Below are 18095 nucleotides of genomic sequence, written 5' to 3'. Positions count from 1 at the left end.
CCCGGCGATCCTGACAACCGACAAAACCAGTGCAATCGCCTCTAGGCGATCCGCTCGCGCATCCCTAAATCAACCCGATGTCCGATCTCACCACGCTGATTCAGCCCGATCGCGGCCAGGCCGCGCGCACCATCCACCTCGTCGACGCAAAGGGTTGGGAAGCCTGGCTCAATGCCCAGCCGCCGCGCCATCGCGCCGCGATCGCCGCGCAGAAGCTGTCGCCCAGCCCCTATGCCAGCGCCACCCTGCCCGGCGACGCGCCGGAGGACTGGTCGGTCGTGTCGGTGGTCGCCAATGTCGATCGCCTCTCGCCCTGGTGCTTGGCCAAGCTCGCCGAGACGCTGCCCGAAGGCACCTATCGCGTCGAAGGCGCGGAGCCCGGCGCGGCGCTCTATGGCTGGCTGACCGCCCAGTACAAGTTCGACCGGTACAAGAAGAAGGACGACAAGGCCCAGGGCCCGCGCGTGCTGCTCACCGCCGACCCCGCCCGCATCGACGACGCCGTCCGCCTCGGCACTGTGACGCAAAAGCTGCGCGACTGGATCAACACCGGCGCGAACGATTTCGGCCCGGCCGATGTCGAAGCCGCAGCGGCCGAGATCGCCAAGACCTATGGCGCGACGTTCACCGTCACCAAGGGTGCGGAGATCGAGAAGGGCTATGGGATGATCTGGGCGGTCGGCAAGGCTGCCGGCAAGGGCCGCGACCCGCGCCTGATCGAGATCGAATGGGGCAATCCCGATCATCCCCGCGTCGCCATCGTCGGCAAGGGCGTTTGCTTCGATTCGGGCGGCCTCGACATCAAGCCGGCCTCGGGCATGCGCCTGATGAAGAAGGATATGGGCGGCGCGGCCCACGCGCTGGCCATCGCCGAGCTTGTCATGAGCGCGCGCCTGCCGATCCGCCTGCACATGCTGGTCCCCGCGGTCGAGAATTCGATCAACGGCGAAGCCACGCGTCCGGGCGACGTCATGCGCTCGCGCAAGGGCCTCACGGTCGAGAACAGCAACACCGACGCCGAAGGCCGCCTGATCCTCGGCGACGCCTTTACGAAGGCCGGCGAGAACAATCCCGAGCTTATGATCAACTTCGCCACGCTGACCGGCGCCGCGCGCGTCGCGCTGGGCACCGATCTTCAGGCGCTGTTCTCGAACAACGATACGCTGGCGAGCGAAATCCTGGCGGCGGGCGAGAGCGAAGCCGATCCGATCTGGCGCCTGCCGCTCTACGATCCGTACAAGGACATGCTGAAGTCCGACGTGGCCGACATGGTCAATGCCGCCGAGGCCCCGTGGGGCGGTGCGCTGACCGCCGCGCTGTTCCTCAAGGAATTCGTGCCCGACAAGGCCGAATGGGCGCATCTCGACATCTTCTGCTGGCAGGGCTCGCCCAAGCCCGGCCGCCCCAAGGGCGCCGACGCCGCCGGCCTCCGCGCCGTGTGGAAGGTGCTGAAGGACCGCTACGCGGGCTGAGGGATCAGTCGAAGTGCTCGACGTTCGCGCCGGGCACTTCGACCCAGGGCTGCTTCCGCACTTCCCACACCGAATATTGCGGCTCGAACGCCCCGACCTCGGCGAAATTGCCGATCGGTACCGCGATCACGTCGGGCTGCACCTCGAGCGCGTACCAGACGCCCGATCCGCAATTCGGGCAGAAATGGAAATCGGCGCGATTGCCGTCGTCGTTGATCCGCGTCCATGCGCGCGTCTCGCCGCGGATCGTCACTTGCTCCGCCGGAAACCGCACCTGCGCCGCGAACGCGCTCCCGCTGCGCTGCTGGCAGTGGAGACAGTGGCACACCGAGACGCGCACCGGATCGCCTTCGCACGTCACGCTCACCGCGCCGCACTGGCACGTCGCCGTTTTCGTCAAGGCACCGCTCCCTTCATTGCCGCCGCCGCAGCGGTGTTGCACAAGGCTGCATGACTGGCGAGACCCACGGCGGCGCGAAGCATCCCACGCTCACGCTGGTCGCCTGCATCCTCGCGTCCAGCCTCGCCTTTATCGACGGTTCGGTGACCAACGTCGCGCTGCCCGCGATCGGCAAGGATCTCGGCGCGACGCCCGCCGAACTGCAATGGACCATCAACGCCTATCTGCTCCCCCTCTCCGCCCTGCTCCTGTTCGGCGGTGCGGCGGGGGACCATTTCGGGCGGCGCAAGCTGCTGATCGGCGGGATCGCGCTGTTCACCTTCGCCTCCGTCCTGTGCGCCATCGCGTCGGACCTGACCCTGCTCCTCGGCGCCCGCGCGCTACAGGGCGTCGGCGCCGCGATCCTGCTGCCCAACAGCCTCGCCACGCTGGGCCACGCCTTTACCGGCGAAGCGCGCGGCAAGGCGATCGGGACATGGGCAGCGGCCGGCGCGATCGCGGGCGCAGTCGGCCCGCCGCTCGGCGGCTGGCTGGTCGATGCGATCGGCTGGCGTTCGATCTTCTTCGTCAACGTGCCGGTAGCCGCCATCGCGATCCTGATCGCCTGGCGCCACGTCGAGGAAAGCGTGGCGAAGGAAATACCGCTCGACTGGCCCGGCGCGCTGACCGCTACCCTCTCGCTCGGCGCGCTCACCTGGGGCCTGACGATCTGGTCGAGCCACGGCGCCGCCGATAGCCCGAGTATCGTCGCGCTGGTGGCGGGCGGGCTGCTCGCCCTGATCTTCGTCGGGATCGAGCGTCATCGCGGCGATCGCGCGATGATGCCGCTGGCCTTGTTCGGCTCGCGCGCCTTTGCCGGGCTGACCGTCCTCACCTTCCTGCTCTACGGCGCGCTCGGCGGCGTGCTGCTGCTTCTGCCCTATGTGCTGATCGAAGCGAGCGGCTACACCGCGCTTCAGGCCGGACTCGCGCTGCTGCCCCTGCCGCTGGGCATGGCGATCGCCTCGCGCATCACCGGCGGGCTGACCAGCCGCCTCGGCCCGCAATGGCCGCTCACCATCGGCTCGCTGATCGTCGCGGCCGGATTCGCATTGCTGATCCTGGTCGAGGAACAGGGCAGCTATTGGACGATGGTGCTGCCCGGCGCGTCGCTGATCGCGGTCGGCATGTCGTGCGTCGCCGCTCCGCTGACCACCGCCGTGCTCGCCACGGTGGACGACCGCCATTCGGGCACCGCCTCGGGCTTCAACAGCGCCATCGCGCGCACCGGCGGCCTGATCGCCACGGCAATCGCCGGCGCAGTCATCGCATCGGCGGGCGCGGCGCTGATCGCCGCGTTCCACGCCGCCGCACTGGTCGGCGCCGCCCTCGCCGCCCTTTCGGGCGCGGCGGCGTTCCTCACGCTTGGGACAGTGAAGCCGCCGCCTCGATGATCGGCACGAACTTCTCGGCGGTCAGGCTCGCCCCGCCGACCAATGCGCCATCGACATCGGCGCAGGCCAGCAGCGACGCCGCATTGGCTCCGTTGACCGACCCGCCATAGAGGATCCGCACCTTCGCCGCTTCGTCGCCGATCAGCGCGGTCAGCTTCGCGCGGATCGCGCCATGCATCGCCGCCACATCGACTTCGGTCGGCGTCCGGCCCGTGCCGATCGCCCAGACCGGTTCGTAGGCGAGCGACAGCCACGCCGCATCCGCGCCCTCGGGCAGCGATCCCGCGACCTGCGCAGTCACCACTGCCTCGGCCTGGCCCGCGTCGCGCTCGTCCAGCGTCTCGCCGATGCACAGGATCACGCCCAGCCCCGCCGCGTGCGCCGCTTCGGCCTTGGCCTTTACCTGCGCGTCGGTCTCATACTGGTCCGCGCGGCGCTCCGAATGGCCGACGATCGTCAGGCCCGCGCCCGCCTCGACCAGCATTGCCGCAGAGATGCAGCCGGTATGCGCGCCCTTGGCCGCCTGATGCACGTCCTGCGCGCCCACCGGCATGTCGCCCGCCGCGACCGCCGCGGCGGCGATCAGCGTAAAAGGCACGCACAGCGCGGCATCGACCGACGGATTCGCGCCCGCTGCCGTAGCGATCGCGGTTACTTCGCTCAGGTCGGCCTTCAGCCCGTGCATCTTCCAGTTGCCGGCTACCAGCTTGCGGCGCATTCGCATCTCCTGTCCTGTTTGGACAAGCCGATAGCGCGCCTACCCGCGCGCGCAAGCTTGAAGGCCGCGTTCGCACCCCCTAAAGCACCCTCAAACACTCTCGCACGATCGGCCTTCAATGCTCAGTTTCTTTCGTAACTTCACCAAGTCGCGCGTCGGCATCGTCGTCGTGTTTCTGGTGCTCGGCATCATCGCCATCGCCTTCGCGCTGGGCGACGTCACCGGCCTGCGTACCGCCGGCGGCCCGAGCCCCGTGCTGGTCCGCATCGGCAAGCAGACCATCACCGAAGCCGATCTGAAGGATTCGATCGATCGCTGGCTGACGCAGCAGCGCAATCGCGGCGCGAATATCTCGATGCAGGATTTCGTGGCGCGCGACGGCGTGAATCTGGTGCTGAACGAGCTGATCGTGGCGCGCACCGTGCAGGAGTACGGCACCGATTCCGGCATGTTCGTCGATCGCAAGATGATCGACGCCGATATCGTCAACGATCCGAATTTCCACGGCATCGACGGCAAGTTCGATCAGCAGAAATACGAAGCGACGCTCGCCCAGCTGCGCATCACGCCTGCGCGGATGCACGCCGATATCGCGCAGAACACCTATGGCCGCTGGCTGCTCGATCGCCCGGGCCGCCCGTCCTATGTGCCCAACGGCATCGTCGCGCCCTATGCCTCGCGCGGGCTTGAGCGCCGCCAGGGCCAGGCCACGCTGATCCGTCTCGCCGACATGGATGTGGGGCCCGCGCCCGACGACAAGACGCTGACGGCCTTCTACAACCAGCACCGTGCCAGCTACATGGTGCCGGAACGCCGCATCATCCGCTACGCGATCGTCCGCCCGGATCAGTTCAAGGCCGCCGCCGCCGCGACCGACGCCGAGATCGCCGACGCCTACGCCAAGGCCGGTACGCGCTTCGCCGCGACCGAGAAGCGCACCGTGACCCAGATCGTGCTCGCCGATCAGGCGACCGCCAACGCCGTGGCCGCCGAGGTCAAGGGCGGCAAGTCGATCGCCGACATTGCCCGCGCCCGCGGCCTCGAACCGCGCAAGTTCGACGCGGTGGAGAAGCCCGCGCTCTCCGGCGAGACGTCGGCCGCCGTCGCCGATGCGGCCTTCGCCGCGCCGCAGGGCAGCGTCGCCGGTCCGGTTCGCTCCGCCTTTGGCTGGGCCGTGCTGCAGGTCGAGAAGGTCGAGAAGATTCCGGCCAGGACGATCGAGCAGGCGCGCCCCGAACTCGCCAAGGAGATCGAGGAACGCAAGACCGTCGCCGCGATCGTCGCCCAGCGTCAGACGATCGACGATTCGATCGGCAACGAGGACACGTTCGACGAGATGGCGGGCAAGGCCAAGCTGCAGGTCCAGCTCACGCCCGCGCTCACCATCGCCGGCGTCAATCCGGACGACGCCGCTTCGAAGCCGGACCCCGCGCTGCTGCCGATCATCCAGGGCGGTTTCGCCGCCGATCCGGACAGCCCGGAGCCGCAGATGGTCGCGCTCGGCCAGGATGGCAGCTTCGCCGTGCTGATCGTGAGCAAGGTGGTGAAGCCCACCCCGCGTCCGTTCGCCGGCATCCGCGACGATGTCCGCCGCGACTATCAGCACGACATTGCCGTGAAGCAGGCGCGCAACGCCGCGCAGAAGCTGATCGCCGAGCTGAAGAAGGGCACGCCGATGGCGCAGGCGATCGCGATCGCCGGTATCAAGGCGCTTCCGCCGAAGGACTTCAACCTGGCCTATGCCGATCTGAACAAGGATACGCCGCGTCAGGTCCGCATCGCCTTCTCGGTCGCCCCGAAGACTGCGCGCCTGATCGAGAGCCCGGACGGGAACGGCTTCTTCGTCGTCTATGTGTCGTCGGTCGAGCAGCATGACGCGTCGGGCAACGCCGCGCTGATGGCGACCTATCGCTCGCAGCTGGGCGAGAGCAGCTATGGCGAGCAAGCCATGCAGTTCATCCACGCGATGCAGAAGCATATGAAGGTGAGTCGCGACGAAGCCGCAATCGCCCGGTTCCGCGCCCAGCTCGCGGGCCAGGACGTCACGGGTCAATAAGTGACTGAAGGTGTCGAAGCCGCCCGGGCCGCACTCGGAGCCGGGCGGCCTGCGCTGCTGTGGCGGCGTCAGGTCGCGGATACCGAAACGCCGGTCGCGGCGGCGCTCAAGCTGATCGAATCCGGCCGCGGCGATTTCCTGCTGGAATCGGTCGAGGGCGGCGCGACGCGCGGGCGGCACAGCCTGATCGGACTTGCGCCCGATCTCGTCTTCCGCGCCACCGGCAACGACGCCTCGATCAACGCACACTGGCTCACCGATCGCGATGCGTTCGCGCCGTGCGGGGCGCCGACGCTCGACGCGCTGCGCGCGCTGGTCGCTGGTTGCCGCATGGACGTGCCGGCGGAATTGCCCCGCGCCCTCGCCTGCCTTGTCGGCTATTTCAGCTACGACACGATCGGGCTGGTCGAAAAGCTGCCGCGCCCGCCCGCCAATCCGGTCGGCGTGCCCGACATGATCTTCGTGCGCCCCACGGTGATCCTGATCTTCGACCGGCTGGCCGATGCGCTGTTCCTTGTCGCCCCGGTCTGGCCGGATAGCGATGGCAGCGACGATGCGGACGCCGCGATCGAAGCCGCGGCCGAGCGGATCGACGCGACCGCCGCCCGCCTCGCCACCGCGCCGCTGCCCGCGCCCGTCCGCGCGGAGCCCGATGCGGTCCAGCTTACGCCGGTGCTTCCGGAAGGCCGCTATGGCGAGATGGTCGCCGCCGCGAAGGATTATATCGCCGCGGGCGACATTTTTCAGGTGGTGCTGGCCCAGCGCTTTACCTCGCCATTCACCCTGCCGCCGTTCGAGCTCTACCGCTCGCTGCGCCGGATCAATCCCTCACCCTTCCTCTATCATCTCGATCTGCCGGGCTTCTCGCTGACCGGATCGAGCCCGGAGATCCTCGTCCGCACCCGCGACGACGAAGTGACGATCCGCCCGATCGCCGGCACCCGCCCGCGCGGCAAGACCGCCGCCGAAGACGAAGCCAATCGCGCCAGCCTGCTCGCCGATCCCAAGGAATGCGCCGAGCATCTCATGCTGCTCGATCTGGGCCGCAACGATGTCGGCCGGGTGGCGGAAGCGGGCAGCGTGCGGGTGACCGACAGCTACACCGTCGAATTCTACAGCCACGTCATGCACATCGTGTCGAACGTGGTCGGCAGGCTGGCACCGGGCAAGGATGCGCTCGATGCGCTGTTCGCCGGTTTCCCGGCGGGCACCGTCAGCGGCGCGCCCAAGGTCCGCGCCTGCGAGATCATCGCCGAGCTCGAATCCGAAACCCGCGGCCCCTATGCCGGGGGCGTCGGCTATTTCTCGCCGGACGGGTCGATGGACAGCTGCATCGTGCTGCGCACCGCGCTGGTGAAGGACGGCGTCATGCACGTCCAGGCCGGCGCCGGCATCGTCGCCGACAGCGATCCGGCCTATGAACAGCGCGAATGCGAAGCCAAGGCCGGCGCCCTCTTCGCCGCCGCGCGCGAAGCGGTTGCGAGAGCAGGCGAAGCCGGGTTCGGGCAGTAAAATAAAAGCCCTCCTCTTCAGAGGAGGGGTTGGGGTGGAGGATATATTCTCGGCACCGGCCTCTGCGAGGCTATGACTGCCCCACCCCGACCCCTCCCCTAAGGGGGAGGGGCTCAGAAGAGCCTCACTCCTCGGGACCCATTTCCCGCCCGCGCTTGGCTTCGGTTTCGAGCCGTTCCTGATACCATTGCCGGATCATCTGACGGGTGCAGCCGCTCTGGCCGCCGGTGCCGATCGGCGAGCAGCTGTTGGGCAGGCCCGCGCGGTTCACTTCCTCGACCACTTCGACGCGGCGCGACCAGCTCTGCGCCGCCGGGCCTTCGGCCGGCTGGTTCCGGAAACGCTTGGGGATGCGATAGGGCGAATCGCCGCCGCTCGCGCACACCACGATTTCGTCCGGATCGGTCGCGGGCGGGCACTTCTCGTCCCCGAAGGTGATGACGCTGCGGACGCGCTTGGGCGGACCATCCTGCGCGTCCTGCGCCGCCGCGGGCACCGCGAACAGGATCAACGGAGCGGCGAAAAGAAACCTGGAAAACATGCGACCTCCAAAAACCGGCCCGTAACAACGCCCCCGCGTCGGCACGGTTGCCGCTGCACTATGGCCGCAATGCGGCTTGTTTCGGGGAACACAAGAACTAAGTCGGCGTGATGACGATATTCGCCCGTCTGGCTCTCGCCGCCGCTCTGCTGACACTGGCCTCCTGTGGCGCGCCCAAGAGCCGCAACGGCATCGACGCGGCCTGCGCGAAGGTCGCATTCGAGGGCAGCGAATTCACCGTCTGCCACGCCGAGCCCGGCAAGCACGATCTGATGCTGGTCAACAAGGGCGCGGACGGCAAGCCGATGCGCAACTTCGACGCGCTCGACAAAAGGCTGGGCGATCGCTTCCCCCGCGTCGCGTTCGCGATGAATGCCGGCATGTACGATCCGAAGGGCAACCCGATCGGCTATTATGTCGAGGACGGCGCCGAACAGGCCCCGCTCAACCGCCGCGAGGGCCCCGGCAATTTCCATCTCAAGCCCAACGGCGTCTTCTATGGCGATGCCGCGGGCTGGCATGTCGCCACCACCGAGCAATTTTCGGCGGGCAAGCCCGATCATGTCCGCTTCGCCACCCAGTCCGGCCCGATGCTGCTGATCGGCGGCAAGCTCCACCCGCAAATCTCGGAGAACGGCGTCTCGCTGCAGATGCGCAACGGCGTGGGCGTTTCGGCGGACGGCAGCGCATGGTTCGCGATCAGCGACGAGCCGGTTTCGTTCGGCCGTTTCGCCCGGCTGTTCCGCGATCAGCTGAAGGCGCCCGACGCCCTCTATCTCGACGGCGCCGTCTCGCGGCTGTGGGATCCGGTCGCGGCGCGCACGGATGCGGGTCCGGAAATCGGCCCGATTGTGGTGGCGCTGCAAAGGAAATAGGCTGTTCCAGTTCCGCACCCGGGCGAAAACCGGGATGGCAAAAGGGGAATGACAATGGCCCGCCTCCTCGCCCTGCTCGCGCTGCTCCTCGCTGCCCTGCCCGCCTCGGCCCAGTCCTGGCCCGGCAAGGAAGGCGACCACCTCATCAAGGATTTCCGCTTCGCCAGCGGCGAGACGCTGCCCGAACTGCGCATCCATTATCTCGCGCTCGGCACCCCGCATCGCGGCGCGGACGGCAGGATCGACAATGCGGTGATGGTGCTCCACGGCACCGGGGGCACGGGCAAGCAGTTCCTCGCTCCCCAATTCGCGAACGAACTGTACGGTCCCGGCCAGCCGCTCGACCTCGCCAGATACTACGTCATCCTGCCCGACAATATCGGTCATGGCGGCTCGTCCAAGCCCAGCGACGGGCTGCGCATGGCTTTCCCGAAATACGACTATGCCGACATGATCGAGGCCCAGCGCCGCCTGCTGGTCGACGGGCTCGGCGTCGACAGTCTCGAAGCGATTATCGGCACCTCGATGGGCTGTATGCACGCGTTCATGTGGGGCACGCGGCATCCCGGTTTCGCCAAGCGGCTCGCCCCGTTCGCCTGTCAGCCCGTGGAGATCGCCGGCCGCAACCGCATGTGGCGCAAGATGATCATCGACGCGATCCAGGCCGATCCCGTCTGGAACAACGGCAACTACACCGCCCAGCCGCTCAACGGACTGCGCACCGCCGCCTATCTCTCGGTGATCGCCGGCGGCAACCCGGTGGCGCTGCAAGCCGATTACCCCACCCGCGCCAAGGCCGAGGAAGCGCTTGCCGCCGCCTTCGCAACGCGCGGGCGCGGCGTCGATGCCAACAACGCCCTCTATTATTACGACGCCTCGCGCACCTACGATCCCTCGCCCGATCTCGAGCGGATCACCGTGCCGGTCCTGTGGATCAACTCCGCCGACGACTTCATCAATCCGCCCGAACTCGGCATCGCCGAACGCGAGGTAAAGCGCATGCCCCGCGCCCGCTTCATCCTGATCCCCGCGACGCGCGAGACCAAGGGACACGGTACCCATACCTGGGCGAAGTTCTGGAAGGCCGATCTGGCGCAATTGCTGGCAACGCCCTAAAGCCCCGCCCATGATCCTCGTCATCGACAATTACGACAGCTTCACCTGGAACCTCGTCCATTACCTGATGGAGTTGGGCGCCGAGGTGAAGGTGGTGCGCAACGATGCCCTCACCGCGCAGGAAGCCATCGCCAGCAATGCGCAGGCATTCCTGATCTCGCCCGGCCCGTGTACCCCGAACGAAGCCGGGATCAGCCTCGATCTGGTCGCCGCCTGCGCCGAACTGAAGAAGCCGCTGCTCGGCGTCTGCCTTGGCCACCAGTCGATCGGCCAGCATTTCGGCGGCAGCGTGGTGCGCGGCGGGCTGATGCACGGCAAGACCTGCCCGGTCGAACATGACGGCACCGGGCTCTTCACCGGCCTGCCCTCGCCCTTCACCGCGACGCGCTATCACTCGCTGATCGTCACCGACATTCCCGAGGATCTGGTGGTCAACGCCACCGCCAGCGACACGTCGGTCATGGGCTTCCGCCACCGCGGGCTGCCGATCCACGGCGTCCAGTTCCACCCCGAAAGCATCGCCACCGAACATGGCCATGCGATGCTGGCGAACTTCATGCGCCTGTCGGGGATCGAGGCAAAGGCGCTGGCTTAACCCGTCTGCGCGACGCTAAGCACATTCCCTTCGGAATCGGGGAAGAACGCCACCTTGTTCTTCCCGTCGGGTGAGGTCCAGATGCCCAGCGCGTCCTGCCCCATCCCTTCATAGATGATGCATTCGACGCCGCGTTCGCGCAGCCCGGTCACGCTCGCTACGATGTCGTTCACTTCCCAGCCCAGCACCGGATGCGGCCCGGGCGCATAGCCCGGCATCGCCGTCATCCGCACCAGCGCGCCGCCCAGATCGATGAAGTCGCCATGCGCATCGGCGCTGCGCGGCGCGAAGCCCAGCGTGTCGCGATAGAAGCCCAGCGCCCGCTCGCGATCCATCACATAGAGAAACGCCACCGGCGTCGCCGATCCCAGCACCATGCCCAAACTCCCTCGGCTGTCGTCGCCTATCTAGCCGGGATCGCACACATTTTGCGACAATATTGCCGGTTCGTTGCAATCCCCCGGTGATCTGGCGGCCCCATTCCGCCTCCATCGCCCCATCCGGGCGCGAATGGAGATTGGAATGAACCAGAAACTGAAACTCGCCGGGGCCGCATTGGCCGGCGTCCTGCTCACCGTCGCGGCAGGCGGCATCGCTTCGGCCGTGACCGACAAGGGCCTCGGCCCGATCGGCAATGCCGATCTCGACGGCAATGGAGAGATCACCCGCGCCGAATGGCTGCAAAAGTCGGGCGCAGGCTTCGACCGCCTCGACGCCAACAAGGACGGCAAGCTGATTGTGGGCGAAATCCCCTCGCCCCGCGGCCCGCACGGTCCGGGCCGTCGCGGCCACGGTCATGGCGGCTCCGGTTTCGACCGCGACGGCGATTGGGATCGCGACGACGCGCCTGATGCTGCTCCGGCGCCGGCCGCAGCCCCCGCACAGAACGCAACGGCACCCGCCACGCAGAAGTGATACCATCCCCTCCGCCACGCCTGGTCTGACCCGGCGTGGCGGCACGGGATCAGATGTCGATCCACAACTTGCCGACATGCCCGCCCGACTGGAGCCGGCGGAAGCCGTCCGCCAGTGCATCCAGCCCGAACCCGCTGTCCATCACCGGCCGGATGCCATTGGCTTCGATCGCCCGCACCATGTCGATCTGATCGCGCCGGCTGCCCACCGTCACGCCCAGCAGCTTCAGCCGCTTCATCTGCACCGTGACGAACGGGATGCTGTTCCCGTGCAGCCCGTCCACTGCGCCGATGATCGCCAGATGCGCCCCCGTCCGCGCCGCGATCAGCGATTGCGGCAAGGTGCCCGGTCCGCCGACTTCGATCACATGATCGACGCCCAGACCGCCGGTCAGCGCCAGCACCGACTCGCCCCAGTCGGGCGTCTCGCGATAGTTGAGGACATGATCCGCCCCCAGCGCGGTCAGCCGCTCCAGCTTCTCCGCGCCGGAGGACAGGGCGATTACCCGAGCGCCCGCCGCCTTGGCGAACTGCAAGGCGAACAGCGAAACCCCGCCCGTCCCCTGGATCAGCACCGTCGCGCCGGGCTTCACCTGCCCGTCGGTCACCACCGCCCGCCACGCGGTCAGCCCGGCACAGGTCAGCGTCGCGCTTTCGACGTGCGACAGCCCCTTGGGCGCATGGGTGAAATGCGTCGCGGGCCGCGTCGCCCATTCGCACGCAAAGCCGTCCTTCGGCCCGCCGGGGCTGGCCAGCAATTGCGCGCGCTCCATATGCCCGTCGATCCAGCCGGGATGGAAAACGCTGACCACCGCATCGCCGACCGCGAACTCGCTCACCCCCTCGCCCACCGCGACGACTTCGCCCGCGCCGTCGGACAATGGGATCAACCCCTCCGGCGAAGGAATCACACCGGTCACCACCAGCATGTCGCGATAGTTAAGCGACGACGCACGAATCCGGACCTTTATCTCACCCGGCCCCGGCGCGGCGGCTTCCAAGCAATCCATACGGAGCGTATCCAGCGTTGCCGGGGCGCCAATCCGAACCGCATTTGCGTCATCTGTCACGACATCACTCTCCACAACCGATTCGATATGATGCTGGCTATGGTCGAGTACAGCTTCGGACTCAATGTCCGGACAATATCGAGATGGATGTCGCAGCGCCCGTCGCACAGCTTTTCTATCTCGACTCCGGGAGCACCGGGCGGAATAGCAACCGCGTGACCCTATTCGCGACACTCCCCGATCCATCCTCGCCCCTCGCGCGCGAAACCGCCGCGCAGGCCTTCTCCGATCTGCTCGACGGCGGCGTGCCCGAGGGCGAGATCGAAGCCTTCCTCATCGCTTTGTCCGATCGCGGCGAAACCAGCATCGAGATCGCCGAGGCTGCCCGCGCCATGCGCGCCCGCCTGATCCCGATCACCGCACCCGAAGGCGCGATCGACGTGTGCGGCACCGGCGGCGATGGCCATCACACGCTCAACGTCTCGACTGCGGTCAGCCTCGTCGTCGCGGCGGCAGGCGTGCCCGTCGCCAAGCATGGCAACCGCGCCGCTTCGTCCAAATCGGGCGCGGCCGACACGCTCGAAGCGCTCGGCCTCAATCTCGAACGCGCCGCCGCCCGTGCCGAGGAATCGCTGAACGATCTCGGCATCGCCTTCCTCTTCGCCCAGCATCACCACCCGGCGATGGCGCGCATCGGCCCGATCCGCCGCCGCATCGGCCGCCGCACCATCTTCAACCTGATGGGTCCGCTGGCGAACCCCGCGCATGTCACCCGCCAGCTGATCGGCATCGCCCGCCCCGATTACGCGCCGATCTATGCCGAAGCACTCGAACAGCTCGGCGTGCACAGCGCAGCAGTCATCTCCGGCGACGAGGGCCTCGACGAACTCTCGACCGAAGGCGCCAGCGTCGCGGTGAATATCGGCGGCGCGAGCCTGCCCACGCGCATCGTGCCGGAGGATGCGGGCCTGCCCCGCCATCCGCTCAGCGCGATCCGTGGCGGCGATGCCGAACACAATGCCCTCGCGCTGCGCCGCCTGCTTCAGGGCGAGAAATCGGCCTATCGCGACGCGGTGGTCCTCAACGCCGCCGCCGCGCTGATGGTCGCCGGCCGCGCGTCGGACCTTCGCGAAGGGGCCGAGGAAGCCGCCGAATTCCTCGACAACGGGCTTGCCAATGCGCTGCTCGACTGCTGGATCGCCTTCTGATGGCTGACATGCTCGACAAGATCCTTGAGACCAAGCGCGAGGAAGTCGCCGCCCGCAAGCGCGCGACCACGCTGGCCCAGCTCGGCGACCTGGCGCTCGCCCAGACACCCCCGCGCGGGTTCCGCGCCGCACTCGATGCGAAGGCCGCGACCGGCTTCGGCCTGATCGCCGAAATCAAGAAGGCCAGCCCGTCCAAGGGCCTGATCCGCCCCGATTTCGATCCCCCCGCCCATGCCCGCGCCTATCAGGCCGGCGGTGCAGCCTGCCTCTCGATCCTCACCGACGCGCCCTATTTTCAGGGGCATGAGGACTATCTGATCGCTGCCCGCGCCGCCGTATCGCTCCCGGTGATCCGCAAGGATTTCATGGTCGATCCGTGGCAGGTGATCGAGGCGCGCAGCATCGGCGCCGATGCGATCCTGATCATCGTCGCCGCGCTGGAAGACGGCCAGATGGCCGAGATCGAATCGACCGCGTTCGAACTGGGCATGGACGTGCTGGTCGAGGTTCACGACGAATCCGAGCTGGATCGCGCGCTCGCGCTCCGGTCGCGGCTGATCGGTGTGAACAACCGCAATCTCAAGGACTTCACCGTGTCCTTTGATCGCACCTACGAACTCGTCGGCCGCGCGCCAGCGGGCTGCACCTTCGTCGCCGAATCCGGCCTCACCGGCCGCGCCGATCTCGACGCGATGGCCGAGCATGGCGTCCGCTGCTTCCTGATCGGCGAAGCGCTGATGCGCCAGGCCGATGTCGAGGCCGCGACGCGGGACCTGATCGGGTGAGCAACCTCACCCATCTCGACGAAGCCGGCGCCGCGCATATGGTCGATGTCGGCGGCAAGGCCGTCACCGCCCGCGAAGCCGTAGCCGCCGGCCGCATCGAGATGTCCGCCGAAGCCGCCGCCGCGATCGCACAGGGCCTCGTGGAGAAGGGCGACGTCCTCGCCGTCGCGCGCGTCGCGGGCATCATGGCGGCCAAGAAAACCAGCGATCTGATCCCGCTGTGCCACCCGCTGCCGCTCACCAAGGTCTCGATCGAACTTCAGCCCGACGAAACCGGCGTTACCGCCACCGCGACTGCCGCGACCGACGGCAAGACCGGGGTCGAGATGGAAGCCCTTACTGCGGTCAGCACCGCGCTGCTGACCATATACGACATGGCAAAGGCCATCGATAAGGGCATGATAATCGGCGATATCCGTCTGCTGTCCAAGACCGGCGGCAAGTCCGGCGACTGGAAAGCGTGATCCGGCGCGCTTGAACGCGCCGCCGCGCCGCCCTATCTTCGCGGCTCCATTCGAAAGGCCGTACCCGACCATGTGATCCCTTCCCGACAGCATCGCCCCTTCGCCTTGCCCCCGGGAATCCCGCATGTCCGCCATCACGCTTTCGAATCTCAGCTGGTCCACGCCCGACGGCGTTCCGCTCCTCACCGACCTCGATCTCGGCTTCAGCCCAGAACGCACCGGCCTTGTCGGCCGCAACGGCGTCGGCAAGACGACGCTGCTGCGCCTGATCGCCGGCGATCTCGCGCCGCAATCGGGCAAGGTGTCGGTCAACGGCACCCTCGCCACCCTTCGCCAGTCGCTCGCTCCGCAACCCGGCGAGACCATCGCCACGCTGTTCGGCGTCGGCGACGCACTCGCCCTGCTCCGCCGCGCCGAGGCCGGCGACGCGACGATGGAAGAACTCGCCGAAGCCGACTGGACGCTGGAGGCGCGCATCGAATCCGCCCTCGCCCAGTTTCGCCTCGACGTCCCGCTCGATACGCCGCTCACCGCCCTGTCCGGCGGCCAGCGCACCCGCGCCGCGCTTGCCGCCGCGGTGCTGGCCGAACCAGACTTCCTGCTGCTCGACGAGCCGACCAACAATCTCGACCGCGACGGCCGCGACGCAGTTCTCTCGCTCCTCGCCGGATGGCGCGCGGGCGCGATCGTCGTCAGCCATGACCGCGAACTGCTCGACACGATGGACGCCATCGTCGAGCTGACCGGCCTGGGCGCCACCCGCTATGGCGGCAACTGGACCGCCTATCGCGAACGCAAGGCGCTCGAACTCGCCGCCGCGCGCCATGACCTTGCCGATGCCGAGCGCCGCGTCGGCGAAGCCGCGCGCACCGCGCAGCAACAGGCCGAACGCAAGGCTCGCCGGGACGGTGCGGGCAAGCGCAAGGCGGCGAAGGGCGACATGCCGAGGATCATCCTCGGCATGATGAAGAACCGCGCCGAGAACAGCAGCGGCGAAGCGGCCCGCTTGGCCGAGCGCCAGCGCAGCGAAGCCCGCGACGCCGCCAGCGCCGCGCGCGAGAAGATCGAGATCCTCCAGCCGCTCACCGTCACGCTCCCGCCCAGCGGCCTGCCCGCCAACCGCAATGTTCTGGAGCTTCATGACGTCACCACCGGCTATGACCGCCCGATCCTGTCGAGCGTCTCGCTGTCGCTGAACGGTCCGGAGCGCGTCGCGATCAGCGGCCCCAACGGCAGCGGCAAATCGACCCTGCTTGCGCTCGTCACCGGCCGGCTTGCGGCGTGGTCCGGCACCGTCCGCGTCACCGATCGCATCGCCATGCTCGATCAGCAGGCCAGCATCCTCGATCCCGCAGCGTCGATCCACGACAATTTCGCCCGGCTCAATCCCGGCGCGACCGAAAATGCCTGCCGCGCCGCCCTCGCCCGCTTCGCCTTCCGCGCCGACGCCGCGCTCCAGATCGCGGGCACCCTGTCGGGCGGCCAGCGCCTGCGCGCCGCGCTCGCCTGCACGCTGGGCGGAGAAACCCCGCCCTGGCTCCTGATCCTCGACGAGCCGACCAACCATCTCGACATCGACTCGATCGAAGCGGTCGAGGCCGGCCTGATCGCCTATGACGGCGCATTGCTGGTGGTCAGCCACGACGCGCCCTTCCTCGAAGCGATCGGCATCGAACGGCAGGTGGAACTGGGCTGAGCGCGGCCCGTTCGGCATTCATGCTCGATCACACCGGAATCGTCGTCACCGATCTCGCCACCGCGCGCGCCTTTTACGATGCGATCGCTAGGCCGCTCGGCCTTCTGACCGTCAGCAATGGCGAAGGATCGTTCCTGCTCGGCCGCGGGCCGGAGGACTATCCCTATCTCTGGATCGGCGCCCTCCGCCCCTCTTATTGGGTCGAAGGCTCCCGCCCCGGCATCAACCAGATGCACATCGCCTTCACCGCAGAAAGCGAGGCCGCAGTCGACGCCTTTCACAAAGCCGCGCTGGAAGCCGGCGGCAAGGACAACGGCCCACCCGGCCCGCGCGAAGGCGTCCCCGACTATTACGGCGCGTTCGTGCTCGATCCCGACGGCAACAATATCGAGGCCTGCTACCGCAACCGGTGACGCGCCTCACACGCCTCTCAAATGCCCGCCGCTCACCCCATATTCCGCGTTCAGGTCGAGCAGGCGGTGCCCCGCTATGGCGCGCGCCCAGCGGTCGATCACGATCACCAGCATCGCGTTGAACCGGCCTGTTCCGATCAGCACCTGATCGAACCGTCCGCTACCGTCGCGATAGACATAGTTCACATCGTTGAGGTGCGGCACGCCCAGTGCGTCGAGGTCGATCGCAGCGGCATAGGGCCATATGTCGACGATCGCTTCGGCTTCTGCGGTCACGTCGCGCATCGGCTCGCTGAAGCAGGCGCGAAACGCTTCGTCGGACAGCAGGCGTGTCGCGGTCATCGCCTGAAACAATCCGGGGCATGATCGTTCACCATTCCCACCGCCTGCATCCAGGCATAGACGATCACCGGCCCCACGAACTTGAACCCCCGCGCTTTCAGCGCCTTCGACATGGCTTCGGATACCGGCGTCTTCGCGGGCACGCTCACCCCGTCGTTCACCACCGTCTCGCCCCCGGCCAATCCCCATACCCAGCCCGAGAAATTCTCGCCATCCGCCTGCATCTGCTGGTAAATTCGTGCAGCCGCGATCGTCGCTTCGATCTTCGCCCGCGCGCGGATGATCCCCTCGTCCTGCATCAGCCGCTCGACATCCGCCGCGCCGAACGCCGCGACCTTCGCCGGATCGAACCCCGCGAAGGCACGGCGAAATCCCTCGCGCCGATGCAGGATCGTCCGCCACGAAAGCCCCGCCTGAAACCCTTCGAGCATCAGCATTTCCCACAGCATCCGGCTTTCGCGCACGGGCACGCCCCATTCGGCGTCGTGATACGCCGCCATCACCGGATCGCCTTCCGCCCATGCACACCGAACCGTCATCCGCAG

The 18095-nt window shown here is 67.7% G+C and carries 20 protein-coding genes; 13 read left to right on the top strand and 7 right to left on the bottom strand.

Annotation, left to right across the window (positions count from 1 at the left end; translation table 11 throughout):
* Positions 1–77 precede the first annotated feature (77 nt).
* Positions 78–1472 (top strand): leucyl aminopeptidase family protein, encoded by a 1395-nt coding sequence (locus tag HHL13_RS03155; RefSeq protein ID WP_169554299.1) that lies wholly within the window; start codon positions 78–80, stop codon positions 1470–1472.
* 4 nt (positions 1473–1476) lie between these two features.
* Here the strand turns inward: HHL13_RS03155 and HHL13_RS03150 are convergent, their stop codons facing one another.
* Positions 1477–1872: a GFA family protein gene (locus tag HHL13_RS03150; protein ID WP_169554298.1), complete on the bottom strand. Its 396-nt coding sequence runs from the start codon at positions 1870–1872 to the stop codon at positions 1477–1479.
* A gap of 50 nt (positions 1873–1922) precedes the next feature.
* Here HHL13_RS03150 and HHL13_RS03145 point away from each other — a divergent pair, with 50 nt between their 5' ends.
* Complete coding sequence (locus HHL13_RS03145) at positions 1923–3305, top strand: DHA2 family efflux MFS transporter permease subunit (protein WP_169554297.1); 1383 nt, start codon at positions 1923–1925, stop codon at positions 3303–3305.
* On the opposite strand, the gene tpiA is transcribed toward HHL13_RS03145, so the two are convergent.
* Entirely contained in the window at positions 3271–4023 is a 753-nt protein-coding gene (gene tpiA / locus HHL13_RS03140; protein WP_169554296.1) for a triose-phosphate isomerase, read from the bottom strand. The genes HHL13_RS03145 and tpiA overlap by 35 nt on opposite strands.
* A 118-nt stretch (positions 4024–4141) precedes the next feature.
* On the opposite strand from tpiA, the gene HHL13_RS03135 reads away from it, so the two are divergent.
* Together HHL13_RS03135 and trpE are read left to right on the top strand one after the other, a co-directional pair.
* On the top strand, positions 4142–6079 hold the full coding sequence (locus HHL13_RS03135) for a peptidylprolyl isomerase (RefSeq protein WP_169554295.1): 1938 nt from the start codon (positions 4142–4144) through the stop codon (positions 6077–6079).
* Positions 6080–7591 carry an anthranilate synthase component I gene (trpE, locus tag HHL13_RS03130; protein ID WP_169554294.1) on the top strand — a complete coding sequence of 504 codons (1512 nt, stop codon included), beginning with the start codon at positions 6080–6082 and terminating at the stop codon, positions 7589–7591.
* A gap of 124 nt (positions 7592–7715) precedes the next feature.
* Here trpE and HHL13_RS03125 read toward each other — a convergent pair whose 3' ends face one another.
* Positions 7716–8132 carry a hypothetical protein gene (locus HHL13_RS03125; protein ID WP_169554293.1) on the bottom strand — a complete coding sequence of 139 codons (417 nt, stop codon included), beginning with the start codon at positions 8130–8132 and terminating at the stop codon, positions 7716–7718.
* Positions 8133–8242: 110 nt separating this feature from the next.
* On the opposite strand from HHL13_RS03125, the gene HHL13_RS03120 reads away from it, so the two are divergent.
* The 3 genes from HHL13_RS03120 to HHL13_RS03110 are packed head-to-tail and all read left to right on the top strand — an operon-like array spanning position 8243 to position 10718.
* Positions 8243–9007, top strand: coding sequence for a phosphodiester glycosidase family protein (locus tag HHL13_RS03120; RefSeq protein ID WP_169554292.1), 765 nt, complete (start codon positions 8243–8245; stop codon positions 9005–9007).
* 54 nt (positions 9008–9061) lie between these two features.
* The gene (locus HHL13_RS03115; protein WP_169554291.1) at positions 9062–10123 is read left to right on the top strand and encodes an alpha/beta fold hydrolase; all 1062 of its coding nucleotides are present in this window, start codon (positions 9062–9064) and stop codon (positions 10121–10123) included.
* Positions 10124–10133: 10 nt separating this feature from the next.
* Positions 10134–10718, top strand: coding sequence for an aminodeoxychorismate/anthranilate synthase component II (locus tag HHL13_RS03110; protein ID WP_169554290.1), 585 nt, complete (start codon positions 10134–10136; stop codon positions 10716–10718).
* Here the strand turns inward: HHL13_RS03110 and HHL13_RS03105 are convergent.
* Positions 10715–11095: a VOC family protein gene (locus HHL13_RS03105; RefSeq protein WP_169554289.1), complete on the bottom strand. Its 381-nt coding sequence runs from the start codon at positions 11093–11095 to the stop codon at positions 10715–10717. The genes HHL13_RS03110 and HHL13_RS03105 overlap by 4 nt on opposite strands.
* Before the next feature lie 145 nt (positions 11096–11240).
* On the opposite strand from HHL13_RS03105, the gene HHL13_RS03100 reads away from it, so the two are divergent.
* Positions 11241–11633, top strand: a complete 393-nt coding sequence (locus HHL13_RS03100; RefSeq protein WP_169554288.1) for a hypothetical protein — start codon at positions 11241–11243, stop codon at positions 11631–11633.
* Between the two features lie 49 nt (positions 11634–11682).
* Here the strand turns inward: HHL13_RS03100 and HHL13_RS03095 are convergent, their stop codons facing one another.
* A complete protein-coding gene (locus HHL13_RS03095; protein ID WP_206376830.1) occupies positions 11683–12642 on the bottom strand; it encodes an NAD(P)-dependent alcohol dehydrogenase in 960 nt (319 codons plus the stop codon).
* Between the two features lie 215 nt (positions 12643–12857).
* Here HHL13_RS03095 and trpD point away from each other — a divergent pair, with 215 nt between their 5' ends.
* From trpD to HHL13_RS03070, 5 genes are all read left to right on the top strand, one after another.
* Positions 12858–13850 carry an anthranilate phosphoribosyltransferase gene (gene trpD, locus HHL13_RS03090; RefSeq protein WP_346775468.1) on the top strand — a complete coding sequence of 331 codons (993 nt, stop codon included), beginning with the start codon at positions 12858–12860 and terminating at the stop codon, positions 13848–13850.
* Entirely contained in the window at positions 13850–14635 is a 786-nt protein-coding gene (gene trpC / locus HHL13_RS03085; RefSeq protein ID WP_169554285.1) for an indole-3-glycerol phosphate synthase TrpC, read from the top strand. The genes trpD and trpC overlap by 1 nt, the downstream gene beginning before the upstream one ends.
* A complete protein-coding gene (gene moaC, locus HHL13_RS03080) occupies positions 14632–15099 on the top strand; it encodes a cyclic pyranopterin monophosphate synthase MoaC (protein WP_169554284.1) in 468 nt (155 codons plus the stop codon). The genes trpC and moaC overlap by 4 nt, the downstream gene beginning before the upstream one ends.
* Positions 15100–15223: 124 nt before the next feature.
* On the top strand, positions 15224–16795 hold the full coding sequence (locus HHL13_RS03075) for an ABC-F family ATP-binding cassette domain-containing protein (protein WP_169554283.1): 1572 nt from the start codon (positions 15224–15226) through the stop codon (positions 16793–16795).
* 20 nt (positions 16796–16815) lie between these two features.
* Positions 16816–17208 (top strand): VOC family protein, encoded by a 393-nt coding sequence (locus tag HHL13_RS03070; RefSeq protein WP_169554282.1) that lies wholly within the window; start codon positions 16816–16818, stop codon positions 17206–17208.
* A 6-nt stretch (positions 17209–17214) separates the two neighbouring features.
* Here HHL13_RS03070 and HHL13_RS03065 read toward each other — a convergent pair whose 3' ends face one another.
* Positions 17215–17550, bottom strand: a complete 336-nt coding sequence (locus HHL13_RS03065) for a hypothetical protein (protein WP_169554281.1) — start codon at positions 17548–17550, stop codon at positions 17215–17217.
* Positions 17547–18089, bottom strand: coding sequence for a DNA-3-methyladenine glycosylase I (locus HHL13_RS03060; RefSeq protein WP_169554280.1), 543 nt, complete (start codon positions 18087–18089; stop codon positions 17547–17549). Before HHL13_RS03060 ends, HHL13_RS03065 begins: the two co-directional genes overlap by 4 nt.
* Between the last annotated feature and the right edge of the window lie 6 nt (positions 18090–18095).

It is taken from the genome of Sphingomonas sp. G-3-2-10, from assembly GCF_012927115.1.
In the GTDB taxonomy this organism is placed as follows: domain Bacteria; phylum Pseudomonadota; class Alphaproteobacteria; order Sphingomonadales; family Sphingomonadaceae; genus Sphingomonas.
This window is presented reverse-complemented; position numbering and strand designations above follow the sequence as displayed.

Bases quoted from the DNA above. Each gene is read 5' to 3' on its own strand.
- HHL13_RS03075 (WP_169554283.1), top strand. From the start codon at position 15,224: ATGTCCGCCATCACGCTTTCGAATCTCAGCTGGTCCACGCCCGACGGC.
- HHL13_RS03115 (WP_169554291.1), top strand. From the start codon at position 9,062: ATGGCCCGCCTCCTCGCCCTGCTCGCGCTGCTCCTCGCTGCCCTGCCC.
- HHL13_RS03070 (WP_169554282.1), top strand. From the start codon at position 16,816: ATGCTCGATCACACCGGAATCGTCGTCACCGATCTCGCCACCGCGCGC.
- HHL13_RS03155 (WP_169554299.1), top strand. From the start codon at position 78: ATGTCCGATCTCACCACGCTGATTCAGCCCGATCGCGGCCAGGCCGCG.
- HHL13_RS03105 (WP_169554289.1), bottom strand. From the start codon at position 11,095: ATGGTGCTGGGATCGGCGACGCCGGTGGCGTTTCTCTATGTGATGGAT.
- tpiA (WP_169554296.1), bottom strand. From the start codon at position 4,023: ATGCGCCGCAAGCTGGTAGCCGGCAACTGGAAGATGCACGGGCTGAAG.
- HHL13_RS03095 (WP_206376830.1), bottom strand. From the start codon at position 12,642: ATGGATTGCTTGGAAGCCGCCGCGCCGGGGCCGGGTGAGATAAAGGTC.
- HHL13_RS03125 (WP_169554293.1), bottom strand. From the start codon at position 8,132: ATGTTTTCCAGGTTTCTTTTCGCCGCTCCGTTGATCCTGTTCGCGGTG.
- HHL13_RS03065 (WP_169554281.1), bottom strand. From the start codon at position 17,550: ATGACCGCGACACGCCTGCTGTCCGACGAAGCGTTTCGCGCCTGCTTC.
- HHL13_RS03110 (WP_169554290.1), top strand. From the start codon at position 10,134: ATGATCCTCGTCATCGACAATTACGACAGCTTCACCTGGAACCTCGTC.
- HHL13_RS03145 (WP_169554297.1), top strand. From the start codon at position 1,923: ATGACTGGCGAGACCCACGGCGGCGCGAAGCATCCCACGCTCACGCTG.
- HHL13_RS03135 (WP_169554295.1), top strand. From the start codon at position 4,142: ATGCTCAGTTTCTTTCGTAACTTCACCAAGTCGCGCGTCGGCATCGTC.
- HHL13_RS03120 (WP_169554292.1), top strand. From the start codon at position 8,243: ATGACGATATTCGCCCGTCTGGCTCTCGCCGCCGCTCTGCTGACACTG.
- HHL13_RS03100 (WP_169554288.1), top strand. From the start codon at position 11,241: ATGAACCAGAAACTGAAACTCGCCGGGGCCGCATTGGCCGGCGTCCTG.
- trpC (WP_169554285.1), top strand. From the start codon at position 13,850: ATGGCTGACATGCTCGACAAGATCCTTGAGACCAAGCGCGAGGAAGTC.
- HHL13_RS03060 (WP_169554280.1), bottom strand. From the start codon at position 18,089: ATGACGGTTCGGTGTGCATGGGCGGAAGGCGATCCGGTGATGGCGGCG.